At 72.0% G+C, this 12,001-nt stretch carries 13 protein-coding genes and 1 pseudogene; 6 read left to right on the top strand and 8 right to left on the bottom strand.

Features of this window, described 5'->3' with window-relative positions; translation table 11 throughout:
• Positions 1-79 precede the first annotated feature (79 nt).
• Positions 80-1,123: a helix-turn-helix transcriptional regulator gene (locus CAE01nite_RS08605; protein WP_146902864.1), complete on the bottom strand. Its 1,044-nt coding sequence runs from the start codon at positions 1,121-1,123 to the stop codon at positions 80-82.
• Between the two features lie 100 nt (positions 1,124-1,223).
• On the opposite strand from CAE01nite_RS08605, the gene CAE01nite_RS08600 reads away from it, so the two are divergent.
• Positions 1,224-1,646, top strand: a complete 423-nt coding sequence (locus CAE01nite_RS08600; RefSeq protein WP_146902861.1) for a VOC family protein — start codon at positions 1,224-1,226, stop codon at positions 1,644-1,646.
• Positions 1,647-1,702: 56 nt separating this feature from the next.
• A complete protein-coding gene (locus CAE01nite_RS08595; RefSeq protein WP_186816479.1) occupies positions 1,703-1,903 on the top strand; it encodes a hypothetical protein in 201 nt (66 codons plus the stop codon).
• Between the two features lie 81 nt (positions 1,904-1,984).
• On the opposite strand, the gene CAE01nite_RS08590 is transcribed toward CAE01nite_RS08595, so the two are convergent.
• From CAE01nite_RS08590 to CAE01nite_RS08570, 6 genes are all read right to left on the bottom strand, one after another.
• On the bottom strand, positions 1,985-2,617 hold the full coding sequence (locus tag CAE01nite_RS08590) for a response regulator (protein WP_246131093.1): 633 nt from the start codon (positions 2,615-2,617) through the stop codon (positions 1,985-1,987).
• On the bottom strand, positions 2,614-3,444 hold the full coding sequence (locus tag CAE01nite_RS18525; protein ID WP_246131144.1) for a sensor histidine kinase: 831 nt from the start codon (positions 3,442-3,444) through the stop codon (positions 2,614-2,616). Before CAE01nite_RS18525 ends, CAE01nite_RS08590 begins: the two co-directional genes overlap by 4 nt.
• Before the next feature lie 1,007 nt (positions 3,445-4,451).
• The gene (locus CAE01nite_RS18520) at positions 4,452-5,156 is read right to left on the bottom strand and encodes a hypothetical protein (protein ID WP_246131092.1); all 705 of its coding nucleotides are present in this window, start codon (positions 5,154-5,156) and stop codon (positions 4,452-4,454) included.
• Positions 5,157-5,564: 408 nt separating this feature from the next.
• A complete protein-coding gene (locus CAE01nite_RS08580) occupies positions 5,565-6,893 on the bottom strand; it encodes an FUSC family protein (protein WP_146902855.1) in 1,329 nt (442 codons plus the stop codon).
• Between the two features lie 137 nt (positions 6,894-7,030).
• Positions 7,031-7,615 carry a sugar O-acetyltransferase gene (locus CAE01nite_RS08575; protein WP_146902852.1) on the bottom strand — a complete coding sequence of 195 codons (585 nt, stop codon included), beginning with the start codon at positions 7,613-7,615 and terminating at the stop codon, positions 7,031-7,033.
• Positions 7,615-8,532 (bottom strand): helix-turn-helix transcriptional regulator, encoded by a 918-nt coding sequence (locus CAE01nite_RS08570; protein WP_146902849.1) that lies wholly within the window; start codon positions 8,530-8,532, stop codon positions 7,615-7,617. The genes CAE01nite_RS08575 and CAE01nite_RS08570 overlap by 1 nt, the downstream gene beginning before the upstream one ends.
• 138 nt (positions 8,533-8,670) lie before the next feature.
• Between CAE01nite_RS08570 and CAE01nite_RS08565 the strand changes: the two are divergent.
• The 3 genes and pseudogenes from CAE01nite_RS08565 to CAE01nite_RS08555 form a co-directional block, all read left to right on the top strand.
• Positions 8,671-8,868 (top strand): annotated as a pseudogene (locus CAE01nite_RS08565) (alcohol dehydrogenase catalytic domain-containing protein); the annotation flags it as partial.
• Positions 8,869-9,166: 298 nt separating this feature from the next.
• A complete protein-coding gene (locus CAE01nite_RS08560; RefSeq protein WP_186816478.1) occupies positions 9,167-9,430 on the top strand; it encodes a hypothetical protein in 264 nt (87 codons plus the stop codon).
• A 138-nt stretch (positions 9,431-9,568) separates the two neighbouring features.
• A complete protein-coding gene (locus CAE01nite_RS08555) occupies positions 9,569-9,979 on the top strand; it encodes a nitroreductase/quinone reductase family protein (protein WP_146902844.1) in 411 nt (136 codons plus the stop codon).
• A 113-nt stretch (positions 9,980-10,092) separates the two neighbouring features.
• On the opposite strand, the gene CAE01nite_RS08550 is transcribed toward CAE01nite_RS08555, so the two are convergent.
• Positions 10,093-10,278: a hypothetical protein gene (locus CAE01nite_RS08550; RefSeq protein ID WP_146902842.1), complete on the bottom strand. Its 186-nt coding sequence runs from the start codon at positions 10,276-10,278 to the stop codon at positions 10,093-10,095.
• A gap of 198 nt (positions 10,279-10,476) precedes the next feature.
• On the opposite strand from CAE01nite_RS08550, the gene CAE01nite_RS08545 reads away from it, so the two are divergent.
• A complete protein-coding gene (locus CAE01nite_RS08545; RefSeq protein ID WP_146902839.1) occupies positions 10,477-11,421 on the top strand; it encodes an alpha/beta fold hydrolase in 945 nt (314 codons plus the stop codon).
• The last annotated feature ends 580 nt before the right edge of the window (positions 11,422-12,001 follow it).

Here is a 12,001-nt window from a genome sequence, read left to right as displayed (position 1 = left end):
ACACCGGCTCACGGCGAGATCCGGTCCAGGGGCACGGCAGGGCTCGGCAGGGGCCCCGGCCGACGGGCGGAGGTCGACCTCACCCGGTCCGGTGCCCCGCTCGACGTCGACTGCTCCTGGGTCCCGCGTCGGTGGTGCCGCCGTGATCGAAGGACGCTGCGGCCGTGGCGAACCGCGCGGACAGGACGTCGAGTGCTCGCGCGAGCTCCGGCGGGCCGACGACCTCGAAGGTGGCGTCGAAGCGGGCGACGGTGGCGGCCAGGCTGTGCCATGACCATGCGCCGAGGGTCACGCGGCAACGGCTCGGTGCGACGGCCTCGACCGTCCCCTCGGACGCGTAGGGCGCCACCTCTGCGGCCGGCAGGTCCAGGAGCACCTCACCGCGGCAGGGCCAGGCGTCGTCGCCGTCGGAGCCCTTGAACCGTGCGGCGACGAACGCTGCGGCGTCGCCTCCGGGGACCTCGCGCGGTGCGAAGCGGGGCCCGGTCGGTGTGCGGGGAACCATCCGCTCGACCCGGAACGTGCGCCAGTCCGCGCGATCGAGATCCCAGCCGAGGAGGTACCAGCGGCCGCCCCGGGCCAGCAGATGGTGAGGCTGGACGCGCCGGGCAGGTCCGGGCTCGCCGTCCGCCTGCGCCTGGTCGCTCCGGTAGTCGAAACGCAGCACCTCACGGGAGCGGACAGCGTCGGACACCGCCAGCAGGGCTGCTGCGTCGACCGGGGGCGAGGAGGGGGCCTGCGGGATGGCGGTGAGGCGCACCGAGTCGACGCGGTGCCGTAGCCGCGTGGGCATCACCTGGCGGAGGGTCGCCAGGGCTCGCGCGGCACCGTCGGTGATGCCGGCACCGCTCGTCGCCGCCAGCTGCAGCGCGATGGCCAGGGCCACGGCCTGCTCGTCGTCGAAGAGGAGCGGGGGCAGGTCGGTACCGGGCGCTAGCCGGTAGCCACCGTCCGGACCCAGGGTGGCGTGGATGGGATAGCCCAGGTCGCGCAGCCGGTCCACATCACGACGGACGGTCCGGCCACTGACCCCCAGCCGCTCGGCCAGCACCTGGCCGGGCCAGTCGCGGCGGGCCTGGAGCAAGGACAGCAGCGACAGCAGCCGACCGGACGTCCCGCTCACGGGTCCGAGTATGCGCCAAGTGGAGGACAGGACCTGACCGCCACTGCTGCCATCGTCGTCCGGACGGGTGGAGCGACCACCCCGGACGAGGAGACGACCGATGAGCCTGCAGACCACCACGCACCTGAACTTCCGCGGCGAAGCCCGTGCCGCACTCGAGTTCTACCGCTCCGCCTTCGGCGGAGAGCTGCTCGCGATCACCTACGCGGACGCGAACGACGTCCAGGACCCCGCCGAGGCGACCCACCTCATGTGGGGTCAGGTGACCGCCCGCAACGGCTTCCGGGTCATGGCCTACGACGTCCCCGCCACCCGGCCGTGGGATCGCGGTCAGGCTCCCTTCTTCGTCTCCGTCCGCGCCGACGACGCCGAGGAGCTGGAGCAGTACTGGGGTCGCCTCGCCGAGGGGGCGACCGTCACCGTGGACCTCGCACCGGCGCAGTGGGCACCGCTCTACGGGATGCTGACCGACCGCTTCGGGGTCACCTGGGTGCTGGACGTCGCCGCGCCCTACGCCGGCTGACTGCGGAGCGGGGCGGCCCGAAGCTCGGCCGCCCCGCTCGGGTCACCATGTGCTCGATGGTGCCCGCCGTCACCAGCGCTGCCGCGCTGACCGCCCTCGTGGTCGCGGTCCAGCTGCAGGTGCGCGCGGTGGAGGAGCCGTACCTGGCGCAGGTGCATGGCGAGCGGTACCGCGCCTGGGCCGCCCGGACAGGCCGCTTCGTCCCCGGAGTGGGCCGGATGCCCGCACGCCGCCTTCGGTCCACGACGTCGCGCTGATGAGCTTCTCCACGGATGCAGTTCCCGCGATCCGCATTCGGTCACATCCGGCGAGGTTCCTCCAGGGAAGTGCCGTCTCCGCTATCCGAACGCGGCGCGCGCGACTGCTGCGAGCTGGATACGGTCGACCGCGCCGCACTTCGCGAGCAGCATCGACACGTTGTTCGCGACGGTCTTCCCGGAGAGCCCGAGCCGTTCGGCGATCTGGCTGTTGGTGAGTCCGCGCACCACCAGATCGAGGACGTCGGCTTCGCGCGGGGTGAGACGGAACGGATCGCCCGCGGACGACCGGCGGGCGTCGAAGCGTCCGGCGGCTCCCGCCACCGTGGAGCTGAGGACGACCGAGCCCTGCACGGTCGCGGCGACAGCAGCGAGGATCTCGGGGTGCGAGGCATCCTTCACGACGTACCCCGTGGCACCGGCGGCCAGTGCTTGCCGGACGGAGCCGTCGTCGTCGTACATGGTCACGACGACGACCTTGGTCGCGGGCCGCTCGCCGACGATGCGCGCCGTGGCGACGATGCCGGAGTCGTCCGGGAGCCCGAGATCCATGAGCACGACGTCGGGGCGGGTGGCGCGGGCCAGCGCCACCGCCTCAGCCGCGGAGGCCGCTTCGCCGACGACCGTGTAGCCCACGGCCCGGAACAGCTCGGCGATTCCGCGCCGGAACACCGGGTGGTCGTCGACGACGAGCATCGTCGGTGCCGCAGTCACGTCGCCTCGCCCGCGAGTGCGGTCGCTTCGGGCAGTGGCACGCCGGTGAGGGGCAGCGACGCTCTCACGAGCGTGCCACCCCCCGGCGCGGGGCCGGCGGACAGCTCGCCGCCCACCTCTCCCGCTCGCTCCGTCATGGACCGCATCCCTATGCCCCCGGCGAGACGGTCCGGGATCCCGACGCCGTCGTCGGCGATCCCGAGGCGAAGCATCCCGGGGTCCACGGCCACCGTGACGACGCAGACGGATGCCGCGGCGTGTCGTCGGACGTTCGTGACCGCCTCCTGGACGATGCGCAGCGCCGCCGACTCGACCGCCGCGGGGAGCTCGAGGCGCTCAGGCGGTGCGTCCACACGAAAGACGGGCACGGAGCCAGGTGCCGACAACCGCTCCTCGATCGCGGCGACGAGACCACGGTCGTCCAGCACCGGCGGTCGCAGGTCGTAGGCGACGTCGCGCAGCTGGCGCGTGGCCGCCCCGAGGCCCACCACCAGCCGGGCTGCCGCCTCCGCGGCTCTTTCGTCTCCGAGGCGCGAGAACGTCTCCACCGCCGCCGCGGTCAGTCCCAGACCGGCGAACGTCGGCGCGAGGTCGTCGTGCAGGTCCCGACGCAAGCGCTTGCGCTCCTCCTCACGTGCGAACACGAGCCGGGAGCGCGCGTCGATCAGGTCACGGACCACCCTGGCACTGTGCAGAGCGGGCGCTGCCTGACCGCAGATCTGGGTCAGCACCGCGCGGTCGTGGGCCGTGAGGGCAGATTCCCCCGGGCGAGGGATGACGACCAGGTGCCCGAGTCGCTCGCCCTGATAGCGGATCGGATACTCCATCCGCCCTTCCGACGCCTCGACCGACGCCCCTGCCGTCGCCGACAGTGCTGGAACACCACGGAGAGCGGCTCCGGCAAGTCCGAGCGAGCTGGTGACCGTCGCGACGATGTCGACCGGGACCGTGCGAGGGTCCACAGTCGCCGCAAGGCGATTGCCGAGCTCCTCGAGTGTGCGTCCCGGATCGGGGCGGCGGCCGTACACGGTGAGCTCGGCCATGCGGCGGGTGGCCCACAGTGCCGGGAGGGCGGTCGCGCCGACGATCGCCGCCGTCGACCACGAGCGCGGTGCGGCCGGCAGTGCGAGGAGCGCCGTCGAGGCCGCCCACGCGAGCGCGCTCATCGCGGTCGACCACAGTCCCCAGGTGATCGTCCACCGCAGCGCCCTGTCCACGCGCAGCAGTCGCGGCGCGAGCAGTCCGACCGCGAACCCCACGCCGGGCAGGACGAACAGCAGGTTCGCCAGCCAGGACTGCGAGCGGTCCGTCGCGACCGCGCCGAGGCCGAGAGCGACGAAGCTCCACAGGCTGAATGCCACCACCATCAGGACGATCGTGAGCAATGGCCAGCGTGTCCGCTCCCGCTCGTCGACAGAGGACCGCGAGCGATAGCGGTGGACCTGACCGCCGACGATCAGCACCGCCCAGATCGCGACGAAGTGCATCGGCCACCAGAGCCGGCTCTCGAGCGCGAAGCCGCTCGCGACGTCGGCCGCCTGCACGGCGATCTCGATGACGACCGGCACGATGGTCCACCGTGGGACGAATCGGCCGTCCAAATAGACCGTGAACAGCAGGGCGAGGCTTGCGTTGGACACCGCCACGGCTGCGCGACTGAAGGTCAGCGTGGACGCGGGATCCCACACCGCGACGGCGCCGCTGACCAGCAGCGCCACCGTTGCCCAGGATGCGAAGGGGGCTCGGCCGCTCGCGGCCCGCCGCGCGGTGAGCACGGCCAGCGGCCAGTTCACCACCTGCGTGACGACGGTCACCGCGAGGTCCATGCCGTCGATCATCCTCCGGCGGCGGGCGCCACGGCAGCGGCGGGTGACCCGGCGACCGCTCTGCGACCACCCCGTCGTGCGCTTCTCAACAATGACGTACCGACGACGGCGAACGCCGGGACGACCGCGAGAAGTCCGAACTGAGCGCCCGCGATCATGAAGCCCGCAACAGGGCCGATCGCGGCGATCCACAGGCACGCGACGGCTGTCCGCGACATGGCCCGACGCTTGTCCGCTCCGACAGCGACCGTCGCCAGCCACGGAAGGGCAGCGAAGGCGAAGACGATGCCCCCGACGTGCACTCCGATGTAGAGCGCCTCGATGACGGCTCGCTCGGATGCGATGTCAGACCCCGCCGCCGCGATGTTGCCGTTGAGCATCGCCGTGCGCTGCGCAAGAACGGTCGCACCCGAGAAGATCCATCCCGCTGACGCGATGATCCCGAACGCGGTCGAGATCCTCGACGCCAGGGCGTCCGAGGGCCAGACGACCGCGGACAGCCCGACAGCCGCGACAGCCAGTGCGACGCCCGCCGATCCCCACAGGACGATGTAGATCACTCCTCCTCCGAAGTCCGCGGCCATGTCCGCGGCCGTCGGCAGCTCCGGACGATCGGCCATCGTCTCGATCGTGGCGTTGACGACGAAGGTGACGACGAAGGCGACGGCGAAGCCGACTGTCCCCCAGCCGGCGACGCGGGACGGTGTGCTCATGGTGGGTCCTTCCGTAAGGCGCTCGAGCAAGTGCCCGGCGACCCCAGCGAAGCGGACCCGCTTCCCGGCCCATCAGGGTCATCGGTTCCCGGTCGGGAGTCCAGCAGCCGACTGCTGTCCACCAGTGCAGGCCGCGGGGAACCGGTGCTGCGTCGTTGCGGGCGCCCGATGGTCCGGGACGTCCCGCACTTGATCGAGTGGGCAGCACATCCAGTCGACACCGAGGCGCTCACGGCGAGGTCGGGGCTCGATGGTCGGGTGACCGCACCCACCCCCCTCCCCTCCGGAGCATCCGTGATGAGGTCGCCCTCCGGCTGGCTGTGACCCGGGGCCCGGGGACCTGCGACCGACGAGCTGGCCAGACGGGGAACCCGACGACTGCCAGCACGTCGGCGAGGTGATCACGGGTCATCGGCCGCGCCGCCTCCGGCGGTTCGGGGACGCGCCACGTCCGGGTCGCACCAGGCCACGCGGGAAGGGACGGTCGGGGTGGGGGAGGACGACGTCGATGAGGGGCGGGAGCCTTCCGAGCCGACGTCGGGCCTGCTCCTCCATCCAGCGCCGGTGGAGCCGAGCGCGGTCCTCGAGGTTCAGTCGGGACAGGACCTGCTCGACCGCGGCGAGGATGGAGCCCCGCAGCAGCCAGGCCGAGGTGTTCGCCTCGGCGTCGACCATGATGAGCTCGGTGAGGATGGCCTGGGTCTCGCGGAGCACGTCCAGGCTCTGACCGAGTGCCTGCTCGGTCTCCTCCTCCCGGTCCTCCGCCTCGGCGACGACGAGACCCCCGAAGCTGCGCAGGCACTCGGCGGTGTCCCGCAGGACGACGGCGAAGACGGTGCGCAGCTCGGCGCCGTACGGGTCGTCGCGCACCGACGTGGCGTTGGGCAGCTCGGTGAGCACCACGGCGAACAGGGCTCGGATGGACAGCAGAGCATGCTCCAGGGTGTCCAGCCCGGACGCGAGTATCGGCTCGACGTCGGCGGTGCCCAGGGCCCGGGGGTTGAACCGCCGGCTGTCCCTGAGGGCGGCGATGCGCTCGGTGGCCTCGGCGACGAGTCGGTTGGCCGCCCGTGCGCGGACGACCCAGTCCTCGACACGCTCCCGGGTGACGGGGCCGTTCTCCAGTGCGTCCGCGGCGGCGTCCAGCGGAGCTGCTGCCCCCTCGGCCACGCGCAGCAGGGCGCGTCCGGCTGAGGCCGTGGGCATGGCGGGCGGGTAGAGGAGGTTGAACGCGACACCGACCGCGGCGCCGATCAGGGTGTTGAGGATGCGGACCTCGGCAGCCACGTCGTGATTGGTGACGCCCAGGATCAGCATGGCGCTGATCGGGGTCTCGAGGGCCTGCTCACCCAGCCGGAGGACCTTGGAGAGCAGCAAGGACGCGGCGATCGCCGCCCCCAGGCTCCACCAGGTCAAGCCGACGACGGTCGACAGCACCGTGGCGACCAGGACGCCGGAGAGCACCGCACCCACGCGGACGGCACCCATCTTGATGGTCGAGAACGCGGAGGCCTGCACCACCAGAAGTGCCGTCAGCGGACCGGTGAGGTCGATTGCTCCCTCGGTGAGAGGCAGGGAGATCAGGTACGAGACGACCGCCGCCAGGGTCAGGCGACCCACGGTGACGAGCGTGGGTGCCAGTCGTGCGGGGACATCGCGCCAGCGCGCGGGACGACCCGGCCACGCCCAGGCCGCCAGCCGCCGCCACGGGGACGGGCCCGTCTGCGAAGAAGTCATGGGCCGTCCAGTACATCGCCCCGATGCTCTCGACGGCCACCTCGTGCGCCGGTGAGCCCTGGCGACTCTCGGAGCGAGCGGCCAGGGGCTCATCGCCGCCTGGGTCGTCGCGCGGCACCCGGGATCCGCAGTGCTCCTCAGGGGTTGGAGGCGTCGAATCCCGTGGAGCGGATGAGTCGAGCCGGGACGCCGGCCACGATTACGTTCGCCGGGACGTCCTTGGTGACGACCGCGCCGGCGCCCACGATCGCGCCGTCGCCGATCGTGACACCGGGCACGACGGTGACCGAGGCGCCCAGCCACACCGAGCGGCCGATCACCACGGGCGCCGGGATCATGTCGGCTCGCCGGGCCGGGTCGACCCCGTGGTTCAGGGTGACGATGGTGCTGCCGTGTCCGATCAGCGTCCCGTCGCCGATCGTGATCCCGCCCGCGTCCTGGAAGCGGCAGCCCATGTTGACGAAGACGCCGGCTCCGAGCGTGAGGTTCTTGCCGAACTCGCAGTAGAACGGCGGGAAGACGGTCACCGACTCGTCGACGGCCCGCCCGGTCAACCGCGTCAGCAGGGCGCGCACCTCCTGCGGGGTCCGGTAGCCGGTGTTGAGCTCCGCGACGACCCGAAGTGCTGCCTGGGCCGCGTGGTGCATGAAGGCGTGCTCGTCGGAACCGCCTTCGATGGTGGCGCGGCGGTCGACGTGCGCGAGGAAGTCCTGCAGCTCCATCACCGCTCCTGTCCCGCCGACCCGGCGTGGGAAGGACCGTCAAGGGTCCTCGACCCGCTGACGGCGGGCTCGGCCGTCCAGGACGCGAGCAGGCGCAGGCGCTCGGCCGACGGCGAGGCGGGCTCGGCGGTGTAGACCATCAGCACCTGGCCGGGCTCGGCGGTGATCGCCAGCTCCTCGTACGCCAGCGTGAGCTCACCGACCACGGGGTGGTGGAACCGCTTGGTGCCGGACCCGTGGCTGCGCACGTCGTGCGCACCCCACAGCCGGCGGAAGGTCTCGCTGCGGGTCGACAGCTCGCCGACGAGATCATGCAGGCCCTTGTCGTGCGGGTCACGGCCCGCCTCGGCGCGCATGATCGCCACGCACATCTCGGCGAACCGTTCCCAGTCCGGGTAGAACTCCCGGGCCGCGGGATCGAGGAACTGGAACCGGGCCAGGTTCGGCGTGCGTCCACCGGCGCCGATGACCGGGGAGTAGAACGCGCGGCCGAGGGCGTTGGTCGCCAGCAGGTCCTGGCGCTGGTCGCGCACGAACGCGACGCCGTCGGTGATGGCGGCCAACGCCCACTGCAGGCTGGGGCGCGGTACTCCGGGCCGGGCAGCGCGCCGACGGGCACGTCCCGACGACGGGACGCCGTCCGCCGCACGGGCCAGATCGAACAGGTGCGCGCGCTCGGTGTCGTCGAGGCGCAACGCCCCGGCGATCGCGTCGAGCACCGACGCCGAGGCCCCGCCGATCGCACCGCGCTCGAGCTTCGCGTAGTACTCGACGCTCACGCCCGCCAGCGCCGCGACCTCGCTACGGCGCAGACCCGGGACCCGCCGGTGAACGCCACCGACGACGCCGGCCACCTCGGGGGTGACCTTGGCTCGCCGTGTCATGAGGAACTCGCGCACGTCCGACCGGTTGTCCATGCGCTCGACCGTAGGCCGAGCCCCGCCCGCGAGGGAGGCCCCGTCGTGGGGTGCACTGCCGGTACACCCCACGACAGGCACTCCCTCGAACACGGGATCGGTCGGACGCTGAGGATCACCCACCCAGGAGAGGAACCCATGCGCGGCGTGATCATGCACGGCCCCGGCGACGTCCGGGTCGAGGACCGCGACGACCCGACCATCGTGGACCCGACCGACGCGGTCATCAGGATCACCGCGACCTGCATCTGCGGGTCCGACCTGTGGCCCTACCGCGGTGCCGACCCCGTGGACCACGCGACGATGGGCCATGAGTACGTGGGCGTGGTCGAGGAGGCTCCGGCACAGGCATGGCGGTCGCTACCGCACAGGCCGGGTCGCTGGACCCGCTACGTTGCCTCGTGTGAGCTCGCCCCGGGCGGATCGATCGGCGCGCGCCACAGTGCTCGCAGTCGCGGCTCTGACGACCCCCGCGCTCGGATTCTTCCTGCCGGTCTTCGGCGTGCTCGTGTCGCTCGGAGCGGCATTCTGGGCGGCTGCCCGCGCCGGCACACTGCTGTGGGGACCGACCGGAGCCATGAGGAGACACCGGGGCGCCGCGACGATGGGGTTCGCAGCCTTGTGGCTTCCTGGGGTGCTGCAGTTCTCCGGCGTGCTGCACCGCCTCGTCGGCCCGCAGGACAGCGTGCACGTCGGGGTGACAGCGTGGCTCCTCCTGCCGTTGGGAGCTCCGGAGAACCCGTGGCTGCCGGGCGCGGTGGCCATGACGGTGTACGCCGCCGGCGCAGCGGTCAGCGCGCTCGCGCGCCGGCCGTGGCCGTGGGTCGTCGGTGGACTTGCCGCCAGCCTGGCCTACGACCTCACGATCCAGATCGCGTCCATCGGGAGCATCTCGTAGAGCGAGGCCGCTTTCCGCGTCTGGCCGTGCATGCCGCGCCGGTGCGTGGGTGTCGGTGCGCGGAGGGTCTGAGCACTCGCCGGCATCGCCCCGCGCAAGCGCGCCCCGGGAAGACGCCTCTTCTCTACCATCGCGCTCATGAATCGACGTGCATTCGTCCTGGTCAATCGTGCTGCCAACGCGGTCGTCCGCCGGATCAGACCGCGCCGGTTCCGTGGCGCCGACCTGCTTCTCCTCACGACGATCGGGCGCACGAGCGGCAAGGCGCGGACCACGCCGCTGGCGTACCTCGCCGACGGCGAGCGGTGGACTGTCGTCGCGTCCAACGGCGGTGCGGACTGGGAGCCTGGCTGGTGGCTCAACCTCCGAGCTGGGAGCCCGGCGACGGTCGAGATCGACGGCGCGTCCGCAGCGGTGGTCGGGGCAGAGGTGACAGGCCCGGAACGCGAGCATCTGTGGCGGCGCCTCAACGACGAGGTCACCGACTACACCGCCTACCAGGCGAAGGTCAGCCGGCGACTCGCCGTCGTCGCTCTGACTGCCACCTGAGATCGGTGACGCGGGGACGATCCGGGTGGTCGCTGCACCATCCCGCGGACGGAGCCGCGGAGCGTCACCTTGACCCGGGCCCCGCCGCGCACCAGTGCACGGTCATGCCGCTGTCAGGGTCGGTCCAGGGGCGGCTTCGGAGTCCACGCTCTGCGGACAGCCTTCGCGAGCTCCGAAGCGGCCTTCTGGACCTCGGAATCTTTGCCCACCTGAACGAGGCGCTCAGCATTCGCCGCGACGACGCCTGCCGCCAGCTTTGCCACCTTGCCCATACCGCGCTTGCCATCCGTCTCCGACATGGAGCCACGCTACACACGCGGAGCACCGATGGAGCCGCGTCGAAGTGGCTGGACCGTCGCCTCGCACCGTCGGGTCGGTGAGGACGACCGACCACGCCGGCTCCGTCGCCGTGCGAGGCGAGCGTGTCGGTCCGAGACGGATGCTCCACCTCTGCGACCGTCCGTACATGCCTCGGGAGCGGGAGTAGCGTCCGTCGCATGGATGCCCCTCGCGGGGAGATCGGTGCACCGGGCGGGCTCGGGCCGTTCCCGCCGCTCGACGGCGTCCGGCACCGGTTCCTGGAGCTGCCCGGCTTGCGCGTGCACATGGCTGAGGCCGGGACGGGCGAGCCCTTGGTCCTGCTGCACGGCTTCCCGCAGCACTGGTGGGGTTGGCGCAAGGTTCTCCCCGCACTGGCCGAGCACTACCGCGTCCTCGCTCCGGACCTGCGTGGCGCCGGCTGGACCGACGCGCCGCAGCACGGCTACACCGAGGACCAGCTCGTCGCGGACCTCGTGGGGCTCCTGGACGCGCTCGGTCTGCACCAGGTGCACCTGGCGGGGCTCGACATCGGCGGCATCCTGGGCTACCGGCTGTGCCTCACCCATCCGTCACGGGTCCGGCGATTCGTGTGCATGGCCGCACCCCACCCATGGCCGAGACCGTCGCTCCGGGTTCTGGCCGAGGTGTGGCGGCTCTGGCCGTCGTTCGCCACGGCCGCCCCGCTGCTCGGGCCGCTGGTCGTCAGCCGCGGGCATCAGTGGATCCCGCGACGGATGATGGTCGGCGACACGGACGACATCGGTGTCTGGTCGGCCGAGGACCTCGAGCTCTTCCTGGGCCGGCTGCGCGAGCCGTCGCGCGCCCGCGCGGCGGCCGCTCTCTACCGGTCGTTCGCCCTCGGCGCCAACCGCCGTGCTGCGGCCGGCGCGTACCGCGGGATGCGCCTGGTCACGCCGACCCTGCAGCTGTACGGCACCGTGCTCTACGCCGGCGACCGCGACGCGGCCGGCCATCCGGGGCTGTTGCACGGCTACGAGCCGTATGCGGACGATGTCACGCTCGAACACGTTCCTGGGGCGGGGTACTACCTTGCCGAGGAGCAGCCCGAGGTCGTCGTCCGACACCTGCTCGGCTTCCTCGCCGCCACCGACAGCCGGTAGCCGGAAGCCTCTCGCGACGTCGTCGCATGTCGCGGGGCGTCGCATGTCGCGGGGCGCCTCCGTCGGGCCGTGCTGATCCACCAGCACGCCACGGACGTGGTCACGGGAGCTCACTCACCGGTGAGCCCTGCTGAGACCCGAGCGAGAGTTGTGGTCGTCGCACGGTGGTTGCACGAGCCCGGCTGCGGGCCTCGACGAACGAGAAAGGCCAGCCTCCGGGCCATGCTGGTGACCTGGGCTCTCGTGCTGGAACGGGTGACGAGAATCCAACTCGCGCAGCCAGTGTGGAAGGGTCACCCGCAGGAATGAGCGAACCGGGAGCGCGACGGAGGTCCGGGTCAAGGGTGGTCGCATAGCGACGCCGTGGGCGCGCTCGGGCCGGGCCGGGCCGGAGCCCGTGCGGATGCTCGGCGCAGGGCCGGCGGCGGAGGTGACGTGCTTGTGGAGCCCCCGCAACGGCGATCTCTCGAGAGTGCGGTGCACCAGGACGGGGATGACCGACGCCGTGTGACTTGGTCGGGGGACGAACGCAGATTTGCAGCGGCGCTGGAGCGGACCTCCACGTTCGCGACGAGGAGGC

This window comes from Cellulomonas aerilata, from assembly GCF_007991755.1.
Classification (GTDB): domain Bacteria; phylum Actinomycetota; class Actinomycetes; order Actinomycetales; family Cellulomonadaceae; genus Pengzhenrongella; species Pengzhenrongella aerilata.
The sequence above is the reverse complement of the archived record's forward strand: the minus strand, read 5'-3'. Positions and strand labels throughout refer to the sequence as shown.